Annotated in this window: 24 protein-coding genes and 4 tRNA genes; 22 read left to right on the top strand and 6 right to left on the bottom strand. The window is 42.8% G+C overall.

Annotated elements, in window-relative coordinates; translation table 11 throughout:
* Positions 1-35 precede the first annotated feature (35 nt).
* Complete coding sequence (gene hemA, locus FTU98_RS04980) at positions 36-1,310, bottom strand: glutamyl-tRNA reductase (RefSeq protein ID WP_131260679.1); 1,275 nt, start codon at positions 1,308-1,310, stop codon at positions 36-38.
* A 78-nt stretch (positions 1,311-1,388) separates the two neighbouring features.
* Between hemA and FTU98_RS04975 the strand changes: the two genes are divergently transcribed.
* The 11 genes from FTU98_RS04975 to panD all read left to right on the top strand — a co-directional run bounded on the left by FTU98_RS04975 (position 1,389) and on the right by panD (position 7,490).
* Positions 1,389-3,101, top strand: a complete 1,713-nt coding sequence (locus FTU98_RS04975) for a tetratricopeptide repeat protein (RefSeq protein WP_180050609.1) — start codon at positions 1,389-1,391, stop codon at positions 3,099-3,101.
* Positions 3,102-3,109: 8 nt separating this feature from the next.
* On the top strand, positions 3,110-3,688 hold the full coding sequence (lolB, locus tag FTU98_RS04970) for a lipoprotein insertase outer membrane protein LolB (protein WP_154320977.1): 579 nt from the start codon (positions 3,110-3,112) through the stop codon (positions 3,686-3,688).
* Positions 3,689-3,707: 19 nt separating this feature from the next.
* Positions 3,708-4,538: a 4-(cytidine 5'-diphospho)-2-C-methyl-D-erythritol kinase gene (gene ispE / locus FTU98_RS04965; protein ID WP_131260682.1), complete on the top strand. Its 831-nt coding sequence runs from the start codon at positions 3,708-3,710 to the stop codon at positions 4,536-4,538.
* Positions 4,537-4,611, top strand: a tRNA-Gln gene (locus FTU98_RS04960). The genes ispE and FTU98_RS04960 overlap by 2 nt, the downstream gene beginning before the upstream one ends.
* 27 nt (positions 4,612-4,638) lie before the next feature.
* Positions 4,639-4,713, top strand: a tRNA-Gln gene (locus FTU98_RS04955).
* A 19-nt stretch (positions 4,714-4,732) separates the two neighbouring features.
* Positions 4,733-4,807: transfer RNA gene (locus FTU98_RS04950), tRNA-Gln, on the top strand.
* Positions 4,808-4,900: 93 nt separating this feature from the next.
* A tRNA-Gln gene (locus FTU98_RS04945) sits at positions 4,901-4,975 on the top strand.
* Positions 4,976-5,011: 36 nt separating this feature from the next.
* Positions 5,012-5,965, top strand: a complete 954-nt coding sequence (locus FTU98_RS04940) for a ribose-phosphate pyrophosphokinase (RefSeq protein WP_004972226.1) — start codon at positions 5,012-5,014, stop codon at positions 5,963-5,965.
* Between the two features lie 101 nt (positions 5,966-6,066).
* Entirely contained in the window at positions 6,067-6,363 is a 297-nt protein-coding gene (gene rplY, locus FTU98_RS04935) for a 50S ribosomal protein L25 (protein WP_004972228.1), read from the top strand.
* A gap of 18 nt (positions 6,364-6,381) precedes the next feature.
* On the top strand, positions 6,382-6,963 hold the full coding sequence (pth, locus tag FTU98_RS04930; protein ID WP_004972230.1) for an aminoacyl-tRNA hydrolase: 582 nt from the start codon (positions 6,382-6,384) through the stop codon (positions 6,961-6,963).
* Positions 6,964-7,109: 146 nt separating this feature from the next.
* The gene (gene panD, locus FTU98_RS04925) at positions 7,110-7,490 is read left to right on the top strand and encodes an aspartate 1-decarboxylase (RefSeq protein ID WP_004972232.1); all 381 of its coding nucleotides are present in this window, start codon (positions 7,110-7,112) and stop codon (positions 7,488-7,490) included.
* 95 nt (positions 7,491-7,585) lie between these two features.
* On the opposite strand, the gene FTU98_RS04920 is transcribed toward panD, so the two are convergent.
* Positions 7,586-8,071, bottom strand: a complete 486-nt coding sequence (locus tag FTU98_RS04920; RefSeq protein ID WP_004972234.1) for a DUF1289 domain-containing protein — start codon at positions 8,069-8,071, stop codon at positions 7,586-7,588.
* A gap of 217 nt (positions 8,072-8,288) precedes the next feature.
* Here FTU98_RS04920 and FTU98_RS04915 point away from each other — a divergent pair, with 217 nt between their 5' ends.
* The 5 genes from FTU98_RS04915 (at position 8,289) to FTU98_RS04895 (ending at position 11,774) form a co-directional block, all read left to right on the top strand.
* On the top strand, positions 8,289-9,221 hold the full coding sequence (locus tag FTU98_RS04915) for a rhodanese-related sulfurtransferase (protein WP_104853141.1): 933 nt from the start codon (positions 8,289-8,291) through the stop codon (positions 9,219-9,221).
* A 342-nt stretch (positions 9,222-9,563) separates the two neighbouring features.
* Positions 9,564-9,851, top strand: a complete 288-nt coding sequence (locus FTU98_RS04910) for a hypothetical protein (RefSeq protein ID WP_179996282.1) — start codon at positions 9,564-9,566, stop codon at positions 9,849-9,851.
* A gap of 75 nt (positions 9,852-9,926) precedes the next feature.
* Complete coding sequence (locus FTU98_RS04905) at positions 9,927-10,541, top strand: DedA family protein (protein ID WP_004972240.1); 615 nt, start codon at positions 9,927-9,929, stop codon at positions 10,539-10,541.
* A gap of 48 nt (positions 10,542-10,589) precedes the next feature.
* Entirely contained in the window at positions 10,590-11,006 is a 417-nt protein-coding gene (locus FTU98_RS04900; RefSeq protein ID WP_004972241.1) for an ABZJ_00895 family protein, read from the top strand.
* Between the two features lie 225 nt (positions 11,007-11,231).
* A complete protein-coding gene (locus FTU98_RS04895; RefSeq protein WP_096901027.1) occupies positions 11,232-11,774 on the top strand; it encodes a hypothetical protein in 543 nt (180 codons plus the stop codon).
* A gap of 105 nt (positions 11,775-11,879) precedes the next feature.
* On the opposite strand, the gene FTU98_RS04890 is transcribed toward FTU98_RS04895, so the two are convergent.
* The gene (locus FTU98_RS04890) at positions 11,880-12,404 is read right to left on the bottom strand and encodes a YecA family protein (RefSeq protein WP_004972244.1); all 525 of its coding nucleotides are present in this window, start codon (positions 12,402-12,404) and stop codon (positions 11,880-11,882) included.
* Between the two features lie 78 nt (positions 12,405-12,482).
* On the bottom strand, positions 12,483-12,686 hold the full coding sequence (locus tag FTU98_RS04885) for a PA3496 family putative envelope integrity protein (RefSeq protein ID WP_180050606.1): 204 nt from the start codon (positions 12,684-12,686) through the stop codon (positions 12,483-12,485).
* A gap of 373 nt (positions 12,687-13,059) precedes the next feature.
* On the opposite strand from FTU98_RS04885, the gene rpoD reads away from it, so the two are divergent.
* From rpoD to FTU98_RS04855, 6 genes are all read left to right on the top strand, one after another.
* Positions 13,060-14,946, top strand: coding sequence for an RNA polymerase sigma factor RpoD (gene rpoD / locus FTU98_RS04880; protein WP_180050603.1), 1,887 nt, complete (start codon positions 13,060-13,062; stop codon positions 14,944-14,946).
* Positions 14,947-15,059: 113 nt separating this feature from the next.
* Positions 15,060-15,353, top strand: a complete 294-nt coding sequence (locus FTU98_RS04875) for a YbeD family protein (RefSeq protein WP_019837061.1) — start codon at positions 15,060-15,062, stop codon at positions 15,351-15,353.
* Between the two features lie 152 nt (positions 15,354-15,505).
* On the top strand, positions 15,506-16,162 hold the full coding sequence (gene lipB, locus FTU98_RS04870) for a lipoyl(octanoyl) transferase LipB (protein ID WP_004972253.1): 657 nt from the start codon (positions 15,506-15,508) through the stop codon (positions 16,160-16,162).
* 75 nt (positions 16,163-16,237) lie between these two features.
* Entirely contained in the window at positions 16,238-16,771 is a 534-nt protein-coding gene (locus FTU98_RS04865; RefSeq protein ID WP_179991148.1) for a hypothetical protein, read from the top strand.
* 1 nt (position 16,772) lies between these two features.
* Complete coding sequence (locus tag FTU98_RS04860; RefSeq protein WP_096901030.1) at positions 16,773-17,957, top strand: iron-containing alcohol dehydrogenase; 1,185 nt, start codon at positions 16,773-16,775, stop codon at positions 17,955-17,957.
* 267 nt (positions 17,958-18,224) lie between these two features.
* A complete protein-coding gene (locus FTU98_RS04855; RefSeq protein WP_004972258.1) occupies positions 18,225-19,619 on the top strand; it encodes an APC family permease in 1,395 nt (464 codons plus the stop codon).
* Between the two features lie 194 nt (positions 19,620-19,813).
* Here the strand turns inward: FTU98_RS04855 and FTU98_RS04850 are convergent, their stop codons facing one another.
* Both FTU98_RS04850 and cysG read right to left on the bottom strand, forming a co-directional pair.
* Positions 19,814-20,293 carry a tRNA (cytidine(34)-2'-O)-methyltransferase gene (locus FTU98_RS04850; RefSeq protein WP_004972260.1) on the bottom strand — a complete coding sequence of 160 codons (480 nt, stop codon included), beginning with the start codon at positions 20,291-20,293 and terminating at the stop codon, positions 19,814-19,816.
* A gap of 92 nt (positions 20,294-20,385) precedes the next feature.
* Positions 20,386-21,756, bottom strand: a complete 1,371-nt coding sequence (gene cysG, locus FTU98_RS04845) for a siroheme synthase CysG (protein ID WP_179991149.1) — start codon at positions 21,754-21,756, stop codon at positions 20,386-20,388.
* Positions 21,757-21,804 lie beyond the last annotated feature (48 nt).

Below are 21,804 nucleotides of genomic sequence, written 5' to 3'. Positions count from 1 at the left end.
TCAAAAATCTTTTTTGTGAATCACGTTAATCTTGCTTATTTGCGACGATGTTTGGCAGTCGCTGCTAAATTTTCCTGCATAAACTCAAAACATTCAGGCTCATCACCTTTGGCTGCTTCACGCAATAAAATAGAAGTTGGATGCAGCAGTTTTTGGGTTAAACGATAGGAAAATTCCTGCAGAACCTGTGCAGCATCTTCACCTTTGGCAATACGCGCCATCGCCAAATTTAATTCTTCCTGACGCAAGCTTTCGCCATGTTCACGGTAAGCATGAATGGTCGCACCTGCTTGCTGAACTTTTTGATGGGTCACCAACTCAGTCACAAGCTGATTGACCATTAGCTCTGCTTCCACAGCCGCCTGACGACGCTGCGCCAAGTTTTCATCAATCACGCTTTGCAGGTCATCGACCCCGTACAAATACACGCCATCCAAGTTTTCAATTTTAGGATCAATATCACGTGGTACGGCCAAATCGACCAACAACATTTGCTGATAGCGACGTTTCTTTAACGCTGCTTTTACTTCAGGATAAGCAATCACCTGATGCAAACTACCCGTACAGCTTGAAATTACATCAGCGCGGTGTAAATTGGCCGCTAACTGATCAAATTCAATAATTTCAACTTCAACCCGATGCGCAATTTCTTGTGCCAAAGCTTCGGCACGAGCGCGGGTACGGTTACAAATTAAAATTTTAGCGACGCCCATCTCGGCCAAATGCTTCGCCACAAGGCTATTCATTTCGCCTGCAGCCACCACCATCACTGTTAGTTTTTCAGGATGGCTAAATACTTGTAACGCCAGTTGCGCTACCGCATAACCCATAGACACGGCATGGCTGCCTACGGCAGTTTCTGAACGTACCCGTTTGGCAGCATAAAACGCATATTCAAAAATTCGGTTGAGTTGTTGCGAAACCGTATGTGAGTCTTTGGCTAAAGACAGCGCAGTTTTGACCTGACCTAAAATTTGCGGCTCACCCAACATGAGTGAATCTAGCCCACTGGCTACGCGCATTAAATGCGACACCGCCTGTGCATTTTCATAACGATAAACATGACGACTCAATTGCTTCGCATCAATACCATTGACGTGTGCAAGCCAATCCAACACCTGTTCTGGATGTTCAGACATGGCGTAGACTTCGGTACGGTTGCAGGTAGACACCACCACCAAATCATTCAGTTCGGGATGTTGGCTTTGCTCAGCAAGTAAGGCACTTAACTTTTCTGGGTTAAATGCAATTTGCTCGCGCAACTCTACAGAGGCGGTTTGATGGTTGACACCCAATGCAAAGAAAGACATATCAGATCATCATTTCGCTAAATTTATGCTATTGTGCAATAACGGTGTCATAAAAAGCATTACTTGGATCAAGAAAAATTGCGTCAAACAAATAGCCGACCATACGGCGCGACAATTAAGCAATATTCTACCACATTCTTACTGGTCGGTAGCATGGCTTCAGTTGCTCATCTTAGAGCATCTGAAGAAATTTATCATGCAAATTCAAATTATAATGCGGTAAAACAAACCATGGTGGCAGAATTTGCCTTGGCTTATGGCGATATTCCAACTGCATTACACAACTACACGGTCTTGGCAATTAAGAACAATTCGACTTCCATTAAACAACGCGCCCTGAATATTGCCATTGAACAAAATGACCTACGTGCCGCATTAGATATTGCAACACATTGGGTGGTACAAGAACCATCCGATGTCCCTGCACTGTTTTATTTGGCGCACATTGCACTCAAAGCGCATGAATATGACTTGGCTGCAGAAACCTTAGATAAAATTCTAAATATTGATGCCACGGCTGACTTAGAACAAATTTTGGCGGGAATTTCCCCTGAATCTGTAGAAGACCGTGAATTTCTGATTCAAGCCCTGCGCACCAGCAAAGCCAAAGACAATCCATCTATTTTGGTATTGATTGCAGGTTTAAAAGCGCAAAATGGACAATATCAAGCCGCGCTCGACACCATTAACAGAGCGTTGCGCAAACGCCCGAAAGTCACTGGCTATATTTTAATGAAAGCCAATTTGTTGAGCGTACTTGGCAATGAAGAAGAAACGGCAGCTTGGTATGCAAAATCCAGCCGTAAACACAAAAATAATTTTGAAGTCCGTTTAGCCGAAGCCAAATATTTGGTCAAAAAAAATGAAGCAACTTTGGCGCTAACAAAGCTAGAAGCTATTTTAAAAAAATGGCCTACGGAAGATGAAGCCTTATTTATTGCAGGTTTGACCAGTATTGACTTGAAACAATACGAAAAAGCCGAAAAATATTTAGTAGAGTTGCGCTATTCAGCCCAATATCAAAACGAAGCCTATTTCTATTTGGCAGTCAATGCCGAGCGTAAACAGCACTTTGAAACAGCCAAAGCCTATTATCGTTTGGTCGATGGTAGCCTTTATACGGTTTCACGTCGCAACATGATCAGTATTTTTGCCCAGCAAGATAAACTGAACGATGCCCTGCGCTTTTTAACGCAGGAACGGGTCAACTATCCGCAGCACGCCAGTTTTTTATATCAGGCACAGGCCGATATTTTAAAACGCATGGACAATAAAAAAGCAGTACTGCGTTTGTTAGATGAAGCCATCAAAAACCTGCCCGATGATCCTGACCTGATCTATTCAGAAGTCTTACTATTGGATGCACATCAGGAAAAAGACAAACTGGATCAACTGCTCACCAAGTTACTGGAAATTGAGCCGAACAGCCCAACCTATTTAAATGCCTACGCCTATACTCTTGCACTGCAAAATCGTCGTTTGGATGAAGCGCGTCGCTATGTAGAGCAAGCACTTGAGTTTGCACCTGAACAAGCCTCTATTTTAGATACTTTAGGTTATGTCAGCTATTTGCAAAATGACTACACTGCTTCGGCACAGGCTTTGGAAAAAGCCTACGCGCTGAGTCATAGTGCCGCGATTGGCTCACGTTATGCAAAATCGTTGTATATGCAAGGAGATATTCAAAAATTCAGCCAAGTGTTACAACAATTACAACAAAATCATCCGAATGATCCGCAATTGCAACAATTAAATTCGCTATTGTTAGCGCAGCCCGTTAAAAAGAGTTAAGTGATTTTATGCGTTTATTCTCAAAATTAGGTCTTACCCTGTTTGTCAGTACCAGTCTGTTCATCACAGGTTGTCAGCCTTTTGTGCAATCTCCTGCCCATGTTTCACAGCAAGTTGAAGCCGAAAATCAGTTTAACCTACAAGGCAAAATTGGTGTGCGCACTCCGCAGCAATCTGGCAGTGCCTTTTTTACTTGGGTACAGCAGCAACAGCAGTTTGATATTGAACTGAGCGGCATTTTGGGCGTTGGTAAAACGCAAATTAGCGGACAACCAGGACAAGTCACCCTCAACAGTGCCAAAACAGGGATAATTTATGCCGAAAGTCCTGAAGAACTGTTAGAACAAGCCACAGGTTGGCAAGCGCCCATCACCCACTTGGTCGATTGGGTACAAGCCCGACCTGCAACGGTCAATGCCCAAATTCAAAAAGACCCCCAACAGCGCCCGACTCAATTTATTGAAGATGGTTGGACGGTCGATTTGAGCTATAACGACAGTGCCAGTTTGCCAAACCGTCTGATTTTGAAACAAGCACTTGAATCAGGGCAAGAAAACCGTATTACAATGCTCATCCAAAATCGTTAATCACTTGCCAAGTTTCGCCATGATTCGTGTACCCTCACCTGCCAAATTAAATCTGTTTTTGCACATTACTGGGCGTCGTGACAACGGCTACCATGAATTGCAGACTATTTTTCAACTGATTGATTTATACGACTGGCTAGAATTTGAAGTCAATGATACTCAAAGCATTCAAATTCAGGGTTTAAACAGTGTCAATTTAGAGCAAAACCTGATTTACAAAGCCACGCAAATTTTAAAACCCTACGCGAAACAAGCCACAGGTTTAAATATTAAAATTGAGAAGCACATCCCTATGGGTGCAGGGCTTGGCGGAGGTTCATCCAATGCCGCAACCACCTTAATTGTAGTCAATCAACTTTGGCAATGTGGCTTGGATACTCAAAAACTAGCTGAACTTGGTTTACAGCTCGGAGCAGATGTACCGATCTTTGTGCATGGTCGTAATGCATGGGCAGAAGGCATTGGTGAACAGTTAACATTCATAGACTTAGCCCCAAAACAATATATTGTGTTAAAACCTGACTGTTTTATCAGCACTCAACTACTTTTTTCACAAAAAACATTGACAAGAAACACGAAGCCCACTAAATTCTGCGGCTATCAGATAAAGCCATCTGACTTTGGAAATAATTTTGAGCCTGTGGCACGAAATTTATACCCCGAAGTTGATGAAGCAATGCGTTATTTAGACCAATTTGGTCAAGCAAAGCTTACAGGTACAGGTGCTTGTGTCTTTACTGAAGTGACTGCAGAAATGAATGTAGACGACATTTTGGCACACTCACCATGTACTGCGTACGTTGTGAACAGCTTAGATGAATCTCCATTACGACATTTCACAGTACAATAGGGGTATCGCCAAGTGGTAAGGCACCGGTTTTTGATATCGGCATCCGTTGGTTCGAATCCAGCTACCCCTGCCATCTCTTTCACCTGTAGATTACTGTATTAGGGGTATCGCCAAGTGGTAAGGCACCGGTTTTTGATATCGGCATCCGTTGGTTCGAATCCAGCTACCCCTGCCATCTTACAGTGATCAAATCTAGGGGTATCGCCAAGTGGTAAGGCACCGGTTTTTGATATCGGCATCCGTTGGTTCGAATCCAGCTACCCCTGCCATTTTCTCGCATTAGACAGAACCCCCAATATTACCGCTATCCTGTTAATTTACCTTGACAGAACGCAGTAAAAATATTAAAGTTCTGCCGCATTAGGGGTATCGCCAAGTGGTAAGGCACCGGTTTTTGATATCGGCATCCGTTGGTTCGAATCCAGCTACCCCTGCCATCTATTCTTACATACACCAACCGCCAAGGGTGCTTCATGCCCAATCTTGTCGTTTTTAGTGGAACCGCGCATCCACAATTCGCTCAAAAAGTCGTAAGCCACTTGCACATTCCTTTAGGTGCTGCATCAGTTTCTACCTTCTCTGATGGTGAGATTGCTGTAGAGATTACCGAGAATGTCCGTGGTAAAGACGTATTTATCGTACAACCTACTTGTGCGCCAACCAATGACAACCTCATGGAAATCTTGGTGATGGCTGACGCGTTGCGTCGTGCAAGTGCAGGTCGTATTACTGCCGTTATTCCTTACTTCGGTTATGCCCGCCAAGACCGTCGTCCTCGTTCTACACGTGTTCCAATTACCGCTAAAGTGGTTGCAGATATGCTCACCACTGTAGGGATTGACCGTGTAGTGATGATTGACTTGCACGCAGACCAAATTCAAGGTTTCTTCGACATCCCTGTAGACAACATTTATGGTACGCCTGCGCTATTGGCTGACCTGCGTCAACAGTCACACGACAATCTCATGGTAGTTTCACCAGACGTTGGTGGTGTGGTTCGTGCGCGCGCTGTTGCAAAACAAATGGGTGATATCGATCTTGCAATTATCGATAAACGTCGTCAAAAAGCGAATGAATCACAAGTGATGCATTTGATTGGTGATGTAAAAGATCGTGACTGTGTCATTGTAGATGACATGGTGGATACTGCAGGTACATTATGCAAAGCTGCCGATGCACTTAAAACTTTTGGTGCTCGCCGCGTTGTTGCTTATGCTACCCACCCTGTACTTTCAGGCAAAGCGATTGAAAACCTGAAAAATTCTGTGATTGATGAACTGGTTGTTACAGACACCATTCCTCTTTCAGAAGAAGCTCAAGCACTTGGTAAAATTCGCCAAGTATCTGTAGCAAGTATGGTTGCAGAAACAATTCGCCGTATTAACAACGAAGAATCTATTAGCGCAATGTTCGATTCTTATCTATAATAGAGCGCTAAATTTTCAAAGCCCTGCCACTTGGCAGGGTTTTCTATCACTAGATTGGTCGCAGATCTAGTTTATTTAAACTCAAAATAAGGATGTCTATCATGGCAAACTTCGTATTAAACGCTCAAGCGCGTGAAGCAGCTAACCAAGGGAAAGGTGCGAGCCGCCGCCTTCGTCACGCTGCATTAGTTCCAGCTATCATTTATGGTGGCGACGCTGAGCCTGTAACAATCACTTTAGAACTTCGTGAGCTTGTAAAAGCTTTAGAAAGCAATGCTTTCTTTGAAGAAGTTGTAGAAATCAAAGTAGGCGACAAAGTTGAAAACGTGAAAATCCAAGCGTTACAACGTCACCCTGCTAAAAACACACCTATGCACGCTGACTTCAAACGCGCATAAGTGTTCATGGTATAATTAGTGGCTAATATTTCACTGATTGTTGGTTTGGGCAACCCTGGTAAAGAGTATGCCCAAACCCGCCATAATGCAGGCTTCTGGTTTGTAGAACGCCTTGCAGATCAATATGGCATTACATTAAAAGCCGATCCTAAATTTCACGGGATCAGCGGACGTGGTAATATCGAAGGTCAAGACGTTCGTCTGTTATTACCCACAACCTTTATGAATCGTTCTGGTCAAAGTGTTGTTCCCTTCGCCAAATTCTATCAAATTGCACCTGAAGCAATGCTGATTGCTCATGATGAACTGGATATGAACCCAGGGATCATTCGCCTAAAAACGGGTGGTGGTCATGGTGGACATAATGGTTTACGTGACATCGTGCCGCACACAGGTCCAAACTTCCATCGTTTACGCATTGGTATTGGGCATCCGGGTTCAAAAGAACGCGTGTCTGGTCATGTACTGAGCAAAGCACCAAGTAGCGAGCAAACTTTAATGGATGATGCACTTGCACATGCATTAGGTCGTATCAAGTTACTGGTCAATGGCGAAGTACAACAAGCCATGAATCAAATCAATGCCTATAAACCGAACTGATGAATCCACAATTGTTGAACAATCACACTTGCCATGTCGCAATTTTCAGAGCAAAATGCGCTTTCTGCTCGGAACTGACATCCAGCAAGCAGTGTTTGAATTCAACCATAAGATAAAATCTTAGGTCCACTAAGGAGACGCTCACCATGCTATCTCGTTTATTAAAATGCAAAATCCACCGTGCTTTTGTAACTCATGCAGAACTTCACTACGAAGGTTCATGTGCAATTGACGGAACACTCATGGATTTGGCTGGCATTCGTGAATATGAAGAAATCCACGTATGGAACGTGACCAATGGTAAGCGCTTCACAACTTATGCAATTCGTGGTGAAGACAACTCAGGCATCATTTCAGTCAATGGTGGTGCTGCACACCAAGCCGATGTAGGCGATATTATTATTATTGCAACCTTTGGTGACTTCACTGAAGCAGAAGCCAATGCGCACGAACCACGTTTGGTCTATGCAAACCCAGACAATACCGTAAGCCACACTGCAAACTGTATTCCTGTACAAGTGGCTTAAGCCATTCCTGTATAAAATAAAAAACTCGCAAATTTTGCGAGTTTTTTTATGGCTCAATAAAAGTCTTTCTAGTCTTTAATCGCAAGAATTACAAATTAGTCATCGTGCAAGCTATGCAATAAGCTATGGCTAATACCATCAGCCCTTAAAAATGCAAAATCATAACTTGCGGTTGCAAGCGCCAACACGCGACGCTCAAATTCCTGCCACAAAGGTCGCACTTCTTTGTAGTGAATGCCCAAGCCACTTTCATCGGTAAAATGTCGATTTTTTTCACAAATTTTCAGTGCATGATACAACTTACGCCCTTTTGAAGCATCATCACGTAAACGCACCCGCTTAGAGCGGATAAACCCTTCGACATGACGCAGGTCAGCAAAAGGCAACATAGGCACTAAAATCTGATCGAGCTGTGCATCTAAACGACGCCAAACGGCAGTGTGTTGTTCAGACGTATAACTGTTCCATTGAATCACTTCATGGTTAAAGCGACGGCAACCTCGACAGACAGCATCACCAAACACCGTAGAACAACGACCTGCACACGGGGTTAAAGTGGCAATTTGACGATCCTTACTCAACACAACACTCCAATATTTAACAACACCTGTTGGCGCATCAACATGAACACAACATTCTTCTTTGAAACGAGTGGCATCATACCCCGTTCTGCTACATTTTTAAAATGTTGTGTCGTGCTTTAAAACCATGTACCGCACTCGGTTTTCTCGCATATTCACACAAAGCAGGTTAGAATATGCGCCTTAAATTTTTGTCTTTCATCTATTGGAGTACTCCATGAACGCTACTGTAGAACAGCTTGCACCTGTAGAACAGCCAGCGACCACGACTTGGGTTGTTGCCGCACTTTATCAATTCAAAGAAGTTGCAGATCCTGCCGATCTTCAACAACGCTTATTAGATTTGGTAAATTCAATCAACCTTTGCGGTACTCTTATTGTGGCAGGTGAAGGCATTAATGGAACTGTAGCGGGTGATCGTGCCGCGATTGATCAAGTTCACCAATTTCTGTTGAATGAAGGCTTTACTACAATGGAATACAAAGAGTCGCACAGCTCTGAAAAGCCATTCCGTAAAATGAAAATCAAGCTGAAAAAAGAAATTGTGACTTTGGGTGTAGAAGTAAAACCACGTGATTTAGTCGGTCACTACCTAGACCCGAAAGAATGGAATGAACTGATTGCCCGTGACGATGTCATTCTGATTGATACCCGTAATGACTATGAATACAAAGCAGGAACGTTTAAGGGCGCAATTGACCCGAAAACTGAAACGTTCCGTGAATTTCCAGAATATGTGAAACAAAACCTAGAACAGCATAAAGATAAAAAAATTGCGATGTTCTGCACAGGCGGGATTCGTTGTGAGAAATCGACCTCTTTATTGTTGCAAGAAGGTTTTACCGAGGTTTACCACTTAAAAGGTGGCGTACTTAAATACTTAGAAGAAACACCAGCAGATGAAAGCTTATGGGAAGGTGAATGTTTCGTATTTGATGGCCGTACTGCGGTGACACATGGTATGCAAGAAGGTCAAAACACCAAATGTCATGCTTGCGGTTGGCCATTACTGCCTGAAGAAGTTGAATTACCAAGCTATGAACACGGTGTATCTTGTGTGTACTGTATTGATAAAACCAGTGAGAAACAAAAAGAAGGTTTCCGTATGCGCCAATCACAAATTGCCGCAGCTAAACGTAAACGTCTGTAATCCGTACAGGCTCATACACATCAACAAGGTCTAACAAAAGCCATGTTGATGTTGTATCGACCACTCTAATCATATTGAAAAAGTCCTCATCCAGTATGGGGATTTTTTATGTCTACATATATGCTTCACGCAAGATTACATAGAACATAAAAATACAACGCTTGTTTACCAAGCATTGCGCAATATCCCCAGATTGGGTGATAGCATTCAATCAAAATAAGCCACAAAATCTGTGGCTATATTGGTGCAGATGTTTAGCACAAACTCAACATCTCCCATAACCCAAAATTCAAGGATCGTTATGTATTCCTAAATTTATATGCCGCAATCAGGAGTGACGCTATGCCTAAAACAACAATTTCAAATTCAATGCACACACTACGTTTTACGCCTGTAAAATCTGTGACTGCTGCGCATAGCACAACAATGCAAGATGGTTTGGAACATGAATCTCATACTTTTATTGTGGCTTTAGGTGCAATTTTAGGCGGTATTATTGCAGCATTTGTGGGCTACCATCTGCAAGCGCATTTCTTGAATTACGCCCTGCTCTGTGCCATTCCTATACTTGTGGCATATAGCTTAAGACGTGTATATATCTATACCCTGACCCATGCAGAGCTTGATTAAGTCTAGATTGCGCAAGACTTTACTGTTCGTCCAGTACTGCTTAGGATAGAAGCACTTTTCTAAAGCACAACTGGCATGAACTTAACTGAATGGATTATTTCCATTATGGAACAACTGGGCTACCTTGGTATTGCCCTGTTAATGTTTCTGGATAATGTTTTTCCACCCGTTCCTTCTGAAATTATTATGCCCTCTGCAGGCTATTCTGCATCGCAAGGGCAATTACTGCTATTGGGTGTCATCATTGCAGGCTGTATCGGCTCGTTGTTCGCAGCGGCAGTGTTATATTGGGTAGGTTATCGCTGCAAACATGAAAGTATTTACCACTGGGTCAATCGCTACGGTAAATATCTATGGATTAAAGAACAAGACGTCCGAAACTCCCTGCATTGGTTTGAACAATATGGACATCGGATTGTATTTTTTGGGCGCATGATTCCCGCTATTCGTTCTCTCATCAGTATTCCTGCAGGCATGAGCCACATGCCATTTTGGAAATTTATGTTTTATAGTGGTTTAGGCACAATTATTTGGACCACTTTTTTAGCTTGCGTGGGTTATTATTTTGGTGAAAACCAACAATTGATGCAGCAAATTTTCAGTCAGGTCAGCCATGTCATTATAGGCTTGGTGCTCTTAGTCATCGCAATTATTTTATACCGTAGGCATCGCCGTAAAATGCGTGACTAATGCTTGTGTTGCTGCGCAATTGAATCAATTTTTTGGGGAAAATCAGACATGAAACCATATTTATTATTTTTTGCTGCGGTTTACAGTATTACGCTGGTCTTACTCATTACCGTATTGATTTTTGGTCTGAACTTAGGTGGCTTGACCTTGCTCCCTGCATTAATTGCCGCAGCATTCATTAGCGCAGGACATTTTGTCAAAAAAGAACAACGCTTACCGAGCAGTGATGAAAAAATTCAACTGGTTTGGGGCTCAAGTGCGGTGGCAATTATTATTGGTAGCTTCTTTGTGTTTTTCTTGGTGCTGATGAATCCGAATGCAGAAGCCATTTTAAAAGCTGCAGATAAAGCAGGACTAGCACTGGCTGCGGTGGTGATGCTGTGTTTGATTGCGATTCATGGTGCAGTTTTTCATGTTGCCTATGGTTGGTATGCGAACCGTTATTATCAAAAAAAGTACTTATAAGCTTACCTAAAGTACGTATTTCACACTGAACCGCAACATCAAACACTTAAAATCAACATCAGGCTGATATATCACACATAAATTTACGTCTGACATGCGCTGTAACTGAAATGCATTCTGAATAGGCTATAAGCCTACATTGTAGCAGCGTAGATTAAGCCTATTCATAGCGATTTATGAATATAGGAACGCTATAACGCATACAAAGATAAAAAGGTGATTCGAATGTCAGATTTTGAACGCAATGAAAAAATTGACCGTGATGTGGTTAAGAACTTACCAAAAGAAGAACGTGATCGCTTAAATGCCGATCCAATTACAGGAGAACCTGGTGCACACCCTGTCGGTACTGGTTTAGGTGCTGTTGGCGGTGCGGCTACTGGTGCAACAGTAGGTGCGCTGGGTGGTCCAGTAGGTGCTGTGGTCGGTGGTGCTGTAGGCGCTGTAGTGGGTGGTTTGGCAGGTAAAGGTGCAGCAGAAGTTGTGAACCCTACCGAAGAAGAAGCTTACTGGCGTACCAATAGCTTAAATACAACCTACTTTACAGAAACACGCAACCATTATCATGATTTAGATTATGATCGTGACTATCAAAATGCCTATCGCATTGGTTATGAAAACCGCCCACATTATGATACGCACACACGTTTCGAAGATGTTGAGCCCGATCTAAGAAGCAAATGGGAGCAAATTAAAGGCAGTTCACGCTTAACGTGGGAACAAGCTAAATTTGCTGTCAAAGATGCTTGGGATCGTGCGACACGCTAATTGGTAACATGATCATTGAAGCGCCATAATAAAAAACGCACTGCGATTTGCGCAGTGCGTTTTTTTTATGAGGATTACATATTACACAATATGTAAACCAAGCCATTAATCAGGCGTGTGGTACATCAAATATAATTCATTCAGGTTTTCAGGAATTTCTTCTGCAATTTCGTCCATTAACTGACCATTGCGACGGAAAGATTCCATTTGTGGATCTTCTTCATCAATGCCGCTAAACACCATCATTGGCAAAGTTAAATCAACCAATTGCTCTTCAAATTCAGGCGTAAACCATGCTTCTTCGTTTAAGAACATCGCATCGACAAAGCCAACGCTCCAATCACCCAAACTTGAATCAACTTCTGCTTCTTCAATTTCAAATGGAAACTCAATGCCTTCTTCATTGGCTAAACTTTGGCGAATGCTTTCTAACCAAGCCTGAATTTGCGCAATAATTTCAGCAGGCACTTTCTTTTGGTTGCCTTCAAACAATTCATTTAACCATGGGTCAAATTGAGGTCCAACTGCAATGGCACACAAGAAACCATGCGTTGCAGCGAAGTCTAGACCATACTCGTTTTGGTCACCATCTAGATATTCACTTAACAGGTCTAAATCTAAAGCAGTCATTTCAAATCCATCGGTGTCAATTTAGGGGTGTAGCATAGCATTTTCAATGCCAGATACAGTACCTGATTTTAGTCATCTTCATCCATCGTCAAAATCGTCGTCATCGTCAAAATCATAATCAAAATCTTTGAGCTCACGTTCCAAACGACGTTGTGCGAGTAAATCATCAATCAAACGGCGCTTTTCTAAAGATTCTTTCGCGCTTATTTTGTTTGATGCCTCATCGAAATTAACATCATCATCACCGTAGTTATCATCTAGTTCAAAATCTGTAGAAGACACTAAAACTACCTCAGAATGAAAAAATGTGAAGGGTCTAGCCGCTATTTATCTGCCTTTATAAATATTGTCAAGTTTTATTTATTTTTTTCAAAAAACTGCAACATAGACAGCTTGCAACATTGCGGCAAATTTGTGTATTTATGAACAAGTTAGTATCATTATTTGAGATTCGCCCCAATCATAAAAATATTTTGCGGGCAAAAAGGAAATTGACTTGAAAAACAGTAATGAAGCCCCATATTCCTATCACATTCTTCATTCAAACATCATTTTAAAATCATGCTTGATTGATCAATTCACCCCCTATTTAAAGCGAATTGTGCTATCATGCACGGTTTTTCACTGCCACAGATTCAACGAAGAGTAAGCAAAGATGAGCGATATGAATTCCCCTACTTCGCAAGTAGCGGCTCTGATTAGCCGAGGCAAAGAGCAAGGTTACCTAACTTACGCTGAGGTTAACGATCATCTCCCGGACTCAATCACAGAAAGCGAGCAGATTGAAGACATTATTCAAATGCTTCAAGACGTCGGTATTCCTGTGCATGAACGTGCGCCTGAATCTGATGATGCAATGTTCGAGGATAATGCGGAAGCTGCCGACGAAGTTGCTGAAGAAGAAGCTGCAGCGGTACTTGCCTCTGTAGAAAATGAGCCTGGTCGCACCACAGACCCTGTGCGTATGTATATGCGTGAAATGGGTACGGTTGAGCTGTTAACGCGTGAAGGTGAAATTAGCATTGCGAAACGTATTGAAGAAGGGATTCGCGATGTACTTCACTCGATTGCCTACTGGCCAAACGCAGTGCAAGTGGTACTGCAAGAATATAAAGATTATGAAGCAGGCGAACGTCGCCTTGCCGATATTTTATCAGGTTATTTAGACCCTGAAACCGATGAAGAAATTCCAGAAGTTTTAGAAGACGAAGCCGAGTTAGACAAAGAAGAAGACACCAGCAACAAACCAACCAAAGACGTCAAACTTGATGATGACGATGAGGAAGAAGAAGCTGAAGCCGAAGAAGAATCTGAAGCAGATTCAGGTCCAGACCCAGAAATTGCAAGAATGCGTTTTGGTGAATTGGAACAGGCTTATCTTGCAAAAATTGCTGCCATTGAAAAACATGGTCGTGAAAGTGCCGAAGCTCAAGAGGCTTTAGAAGCTTTAGCGACTGTATTCATGATGTTTAAATTTACGCCACGTTTATTCGATATTATTTCGGAAATGATTCGTGGTACACATGAACAAATTCGTACTGCTGAACGTGAAGTGATGCGTTATGCGGTGCGTCGTGGTCGTATGGATCGTACTCAATTCCGTACCTCATTCCCAGGTCAGGAATCTAACTTTGCTTGGTTAGACGAGCACATTGCCAAAGCACCTGCCGACCAAAAAGGCTATTTGGAAAAAGTACGTCCAGATATTTTGGCGTTCCAACAAAAAATTGCCGACATTGAAAAAGAGTTAGGCTTAGATGTTAAAGGCATCAAAGAAATTTCTAAGCGTATGGCAGTAGGCGAAGCCAAAGCCCGTCGTGCGAAGAAAGAAATGGTTGAAGCCAACTTGCGTCTGGTTATTTCGATTGCAAAAAAATACACCAACCGTGGTTTACAATTCCTAGACTTGATTCAGGAAGGTAACATCGGCTTGATGAAAGCGGTAGACAAGTTCGAATACCGTCGTGGTTATAAGTTCTCGACTTATGCAACATGGTGGATTCGTCAGGCGATTACCCGTTCTATTGCCGACCAAGCGCGTACCATTCGTATTCCAGTACACATGATCGAAACCATTAACAAGATCAACCGTGTATCGCGTCAATTGCTTCAGGAAATGGGTCGTGAACCGACTCCAGAAGAATTAGGCGAACGCTTGGAAATGGATGAAGTTAAAGTTCGTAAAGTTCTGAAAATTGCCAAAGAGCCGATTTCTATGGAAACGCCAATTGGTGATGATGAAGATTCACATTTGGGTGACTTCATTGAGGACAGCAACATCACCTCACCTGTTGATGCGGCAACCTCTGAAGGCTTAAAAGAAGCGACTCGTGAAGTGCTTGAAAACTTGACTGAACGTGAAGCCAAAGTTCTGAAAATGCGTTTTGGTATTGATATGCCAACCGATCATACTTTGGAAGAAGTTGGGAAGCAGTTTGATGTGACCCGTGAACGTATCCGTCAGATTGAAGCCAAAGCCTTACGTAAACTTCGTCACCCTTCTCGTTCTGAACACTTACGCTCGTTCTTGGAAAATGACTAAGATTGCTGCATAAATGAGCTATTGAAATTTTTAAATTCAGCCTCATTTATTCAACAAGACAAAAAACGCCTGCCCTATGCAGGCGTTTGATATAGAGATAGAGACACACGCTTATGACGTTATTCAACCGTACCCCATCTCGTGAACTACAAGAGCATCTTTGGGTGTTTCCAATGGATTACCCAATTAAACTCATTGGTGACGCGGGTGATGAACTGCGTATTGCTGTGGTTGAAATTTTAGTGAAGCACTTCCCTGAGTTTGATGCACAAAGCATCAGCATTACCCCATCACGCACAGGCAAGTATCATTCAATTACAGCACAATTGCGTTTTGAAGAATTGGAACAAGTGCATGCCATTTATGCAGATTTGGCAGCTTGCCCACTGATTAAAACTGCATTGTAATTTTGTAGATTGATTTTCAAATAACACGCTTTCGGGCGTGTTTTTTGTTTCTGCGCTGCCAAAATCTTATTCAATCCACAAATCCCCTACAGCCGCCACATTTTCGTATAATAAAATCAATTTCTTGCTTTTATGGATAGGACTGCATCACTGTGGATACTGCACAACGGCCAAACCTGATTATTCGTCAATATCATGACCTGACTGACTATCAAGCTCGCTTTCAGGAAATGAAAGACTGGACTGAACAACGTGATGCAGACAGCCCTGACCAACTCTGGATTTTGCAACATCCGAATGTACTGACCCAAGGGCAAGCAGGCAAAGCCGAACATATTTTAATGGCGACAGATATTCCTGTGGTACAGACTGATCGTGGTGGTCAAGTCACATGGCATGGCCCAGGCCAATTGGTCGCCTACTTCATGTTTGACCTGAACCGTTTAGGCTGGAATGTCCGCACTTTGGTATCTTATGCTGAAAACTTGATGATTGAGCTGCTTAAAAAATACGGCATTGAAGCCTATGCCAAAGCCGATGCACCGGGGGTATATGTCAATGAACGGAAAATTGGCTCACTTGGTTTTAAAATTCGTAAAGGCCGTAGTTATCATGGTTTAGCCCTTAATATTGATTGTGACTTGACTGGTTTTCAAAGTATCAACCCTTGCGGCTATGCAGGTTTGGAAATGGTACGTGTGATGGATTTAGTCAATGACTATCCACATTTTGAAAACTTCTGCGCAGATATCATTGAAACTTTACAAAACAGCGGTTACTTTAATGACGTTCAAGTCATTCACGTATAAATGGCTTTCTTTTCAATAAGAAATAAAATAGAGTATTTACTCTAAATAATGATTTATAACACAGGGATTCAGCGCGTGATTTCAACTAAATCTGTGAAACCCGCTTTGCAACTGGCCTATGTCAAACTCATGATGGATGTGATTGGCAGAGGTTTAGTCATGGCAAGTCAGGTCGATGAAGAAATTAAACAAGAAGTTGCCAAATTTCCCAGCAACTTTGTGTTGTCTATGAAAGTTTTTCCGAATGGTCCAGCCTTTGTTGCCAAAGTCACTGCAGATCATCAATTAGAACTGTTACAGAATACGGCACAAAAACCCGATTTAACCATTACCTTTAAACACTTAAATCATGCATTTTTAGTGTTTTCATTTCAGGAAAGTACCGCACAGGCCTTTGCGCATGACCGCATGATTGCCGATGGTGATGTGTCTTATGCAATTCGCTTGGTACGTTGCCTGAACAAAATGGAAGCACTGATCTTGCCTAAATTACTGGCAGAACTGGCGGTAAAACAATATCCGACTGAACTCAGCTTAAAAGAAAAACTATCAGGTGCAGCCAGTATCTATCTAAAAGTTGCCCAATCTTATTTCAAACGGAGTGCATAACATGGCGAAGCCTTATTACGAATTTTTTTGCCCAGTCAAAGTCATTGCAGGTCATGCCGCGCTTGAACATATTCCGTTTGAATTGGCGACACTCGGTTCGCAGCGCCCAATGATCATTACCGACAAAGGCGTGCGTTCCAACAATTTGCTTGCACCGATTGAAGCGGCTTTTGAATCTACCGATGCCGTGATTGGCTATGTATTTGATGATGTCCCGCAAGATTCAAGTGTGGCGACAGTTCGCCGTGCTGCGCAGTTGTACCGCGAAAACAACTGTGATGCCATTATCGCGGTGGGTGGCGGTTCAGTCATTGACACCTCTAAAGCCACCAATATTTTAGTCAGTGAAGGTGGTGATGACTTATTGCAATATTCAGGTGCGCATAACTTACCACGTCCACTGAAACCTTTTTTTGTGATTCCAACCACATCAGGCACAGGTTCAGAAGTGACTATGGTTGCGGTGGTATCCGACACCGAAAAGAACGTCAAAATGCCATTTGCATCGTATTACTTAATGCCACATGCAGCCATTTTAGACTCACGTATGACGCAAACTTTGCCACCACATTTAACGGCAATGACGGCTATGGATGCCATGACGCACGCCATTGAGGCTTATAGTTGCATGGCAGCCAACCCAATTTCTGATGCTTATGCTACTGCAGCAATTAAAAAAATCAGCAATAACCTGTTCAATGTATTAGACAACCCAAGCGATGAACAAGGCCGTTTGGAACTGGCACAAGCATCGACTATGGCGGGGATTGCGTTTTCAAACTCTATGGTCGGGTTGGTGCATTCCTTAGGTCATGCCTTGGGTGCTGTGGCACATTTGCCACATGGACTGTGCATGAATTTATTCTTGCCATACGTGTTGGAATACAACAAAGACGTCAATGCCGATAAAATTGCCGAGCTGCTATTACCGTTGGCAGGCGCAGACGTCTATGCGCAAACCCCTGCACATTTACGTGCCGATAAAACCATTGCGACACTCTTAGCTATTCGTGACCGCTTATATGCACTGACCAAATTGCCACGCACTTTACAAGAAACTGGTAAAGTCAGCGAAGCACAATTAGATGAAGTCGCTGAAAAAGCCCTGAACGATGGTTCGATTATTTACAACCCGAAAGAAGCCAATTTAGAAGAACTCAAAGCTATCTTAAAAAAGGCTTGGTAATTCCTACAAAATAGGCGAACATAGCCGAAAATCTAGCCTGATGTTTTTCTAAACATCGGGCTTTTCATTGGTAGACTGCTGCGTCTGATGTTTTTTCATCAATATGGCGTTTTTTCTGCTAAAAAAGAAAGCAAAGATACTGACAAGGCGCGTCATTATGGAGTAGATTGGCGCGTTTTTACTTTTTATGTAGGGGGGATTGTTCGTCTCAAACAATCCTGAACAAACATGACTGATCCTTGATCAACGATTAAGAGGATAACGCCGTTGACAAATATCTCTGGGACTCAATCGGCAGCTAAACTGCAAAAAACGCTAGGACTCTGGCACATTATTATTATTGGTTTAGCCTACATTCAACCGATGACGTTATTCGACACTTTCGGCTTAGTATCGGAAGAAAGTCATTTTCACGTACCCACATCTTATATTTTTGCACTGGTTGCCATTCTTTTAACTTCTTTAAGTTATGGTCACATGATTCGTCGTTATCCTTCTTCTGGGTCGGCGTATACCTATGCACAAAAATCGATTCATCCCAACGTTGGTTTTATGGTGGGTTGGTCATCTTGGCTAGATTATTTACTCTCGCCAATGGTCAACATCATCTTGGCGGTGATTTATCTGGAAGCCTTATTCCCTGATGTGAATCACTGGATTTGGGTGGTGGTACTCACGGCATTTATGACGGGTGTCAACTTGCGTGGCGCGCGTTTTGTCGCCAACTTTAACAGTATGATCGTTTTGGTACAGTTGGTGGTCATTGGCGTATTTACATGGATGATGTACACCAAACTTCAGGCAGGCTTCAATGCCGATGGTCCAATTACTGCCGAGCAACGTTATCAGTTATGGAGCTTAGAACCTTTCTGGAATGAACTTACTTCGGTAGGCGCATTGATTACAGGTGCAACCCTACTCTGCTTCTCATTTACAGGTTTTGACTCACTCAGCTCACTTGCAGAAGAAACCAAAGACACTGAAAAAACCTTACCGAAGGCAATGTTCTTAACTGCGCTAATTGCGGGTGTAATTTTTATTGTCAGCACCTATTTCATGCAGATTTTCTTCCCAAATGAACCGGGCAGCTACTTTAAAAATATTGCAGAAACGCAGCCAGAAATTCTGCTCTTGGTAGGCGGCTCGCTGTTCCAGTCTTATGTGCTTGCCTTTGCTATTGTAACGGTAATGGCATCTGGTATTTCGGCTCATGCAGGCGTTTCGCGTTTAATGTACGTGATGGGTCGTGATGGCGTGATTAACAAAAAAATCTTTGGTCATATCAGCCCACGTAGCTATACACCTTCATACAATATTTTAATTGTAGGTGCTGTGGCGTTAACTGCTGGTTTTATGAACTTGGATTTTGTCATTTCATTAATCAGTTTTGGTGCCCTCACCGCATTTAGCTTTGTGAATTTATCGGTGATTTCACGTTACGCGCTACGTGATGGTCGTACCAAAGGCTTTAAAGACCTTCTCAATTTTGTGATCGTACCGTTGTGCGGCTTTATTGCAGTCTTTGCTTTATGGCTCGAAGTCGATGAAACTTCATTGAAGTATGGCTTATGGTGGGCAATGTTTGGGGTTTTATACCTCGGTTATAAAACCAAAGGCTTTAAACACCCTGCTCCGCAGCACAATGAGTTTGATGATCGCTAAGACAAATAGCATCACAACTTTAAGATCAGGCGCTTTATGCGCCTTTTCTTATGCCTCAAATGGATTGCAGCGTTAAATCAGCAAAATAGCGAAAACAAAAAAGCTGAGTACAGTTTTGTCTCAGCTTTTTATCTATCAATTGTACGCATTGATGCTAAAGATCGCATTAAATTTGAAATGAATTGATGCTCAAATTAGAGCAATGCTTTAAAACCTTGCTGACGCCATGCCTCATACACAATCACAGCCGTTGCATTGGACAAGTTTAAACTACGTGAGTTTTCTGCCATGGGTAAACGAATCCAGTGCTGCTGCGGAAACAACATGCGTACGGCTTCTGGCAAACCGCGTGTTTCAGGCCCCATCAACAAGGCAACAGGTCGGTTTAAATCCGAAGTATGTGGTGTTTCTGTGCCTTTGGTGGTTAATGGATAAATCGCATCTAAACCCACGCCTTTGCTGTCTAAATCAGCCAAGCATTGCTCAAGATTGTCCCAAATCTGCATACGTGCCCATTCGTGATAATCCAAACCTGCACGTTTCAGCTTTTTATCATCCAACTCAAAACCTAATGGCTTAATCAAATGTAATTGCGCACCTGTATTGGCACACAAACGAATGATATTTCCTGTATTGGCTGGAATTTCAGGCTCATATAAAACAACGTGGATCACAAATTTTCTCTACTTTTCACAATCCCTCCCCAGCTCCCTTTAGAAAATGTAGGAACTCCCCTCTTTTTAAAAGAGGGGTTGGGGGAGATTCATTACCATTTCAACTGTTCACGTAAATTGACCACTTCACCAATAATGGTCAAGGTAGGCGCCTGAATGTGGTGCTGTGCGACTTTACTGGCAATATCCGCCAACGTCCCCACCACCACTTTTTGTTCAGGTGTCGTGCCTTTAGAAATTAAGGCGACAGGCATATCCGCCCGTTGTCCATGTGCAATCAGTTTTTCACAAATGCTTTCTAAGCCAACCAAGCCCATATACAGCACCAAAGTTTGCTGTTCATACACCAATTCTGACCACGGCAATTCAGGCGAACCTTCTTTTAAATGTCCAGTAAGAAAACGCACACTTTGCGCATAATCTCGATGAGTCAGTGGAATACCAGCATAAGCCGAACAGCCCGAGGCTGCGGTGATGCCCGGTACGACCTGAAATGACACACCTGCTTCATACAATTCTTGAATTTCTTCACCGCCACGCCCAAAAATAAAGGGATCACCGCCTTTTAAACGACAGACACGTTTACCCGCTTGTGCGTATTTGACCAATAAGGCATTAATGCCTTCCTGCGGCACGGCATGATTGGAACGTGCTTTGCCGACATAAACTTTTTCGGCATCACGGCGGCACAACTCCAAAATGGGAGCAGACACCAAACGGTCATAAATCACCACATCGGCTTGCTGCATTAAACGCAGTGCTTTTAAAGTCAATAATTCAGGATCACCAGGGCCTGCACCCACTAAATAGACTTCACCTTTTGGCGTGTCCCATTCAGCCAAAGCTTGTTGGATGCTTTGATTAGCAGCCTCAAGATTGTCATTGAACACCTGTTCTTTCAGGGGACTCGCATAGAGTTCCTCCCAAAAAATACGGCGCTCATCTGGATTGACAATTTTCTGTTTTACTGCGGCACGCCACTGACCTGAAAACTCTGCCAGTTTGCCCATACCATGCGGAATGGTACTTTCCAGTTGTGTACGAATTTGACGTGACAATACAGGCGATGTGCCATTACTCGCGACTGAAATCACCAAAGGCGAACGGTCAATGATGGCAGGCACCATAAAACGGCAATGTGGTGGATCATCAACACTATTGACCAGCACATTTTCGGCTTCGCAAGCTGCAAAAACTTGCTGATTGACCAAATTGTTATCCGTTGCAGCAATCACCAAACGATAGTGACGTAACGCAGTAGATGGACTAAAAACATCCTGTACATACTGCCCCTGACTTTGTTGCACCAGTTGCAATAAATTGACATCAATTTCAGGGGCAAGCACATCAACTTTTGCGCCCGCTTTAGCCAGTAACACCGCTTTGCGATAAGCAATATGCCCACCGCCCACAATCAGACAAGGTTGCTGCTGCAACTTTAACGAGATTGGAAAAATATCCACACTAAACCTCAATATTTAAATCTGATTGTAAGCAATTTCATCCTAAGT

The organism is Acinetobacter sp. YH12211 (assembly GCF_013418015.1).
In the GTDB taxonomy this organism is placed as follows: domain Bacteria; phylum Pseudomonadota; class Gammaproteobacteria; order Pseudomonadales; family Moraxellaceae; genus Acinetobacter; species Acinetobacter towneri.
This window is presented reverse-complemented; position numbering and strand designations above follow the sequence as displayed.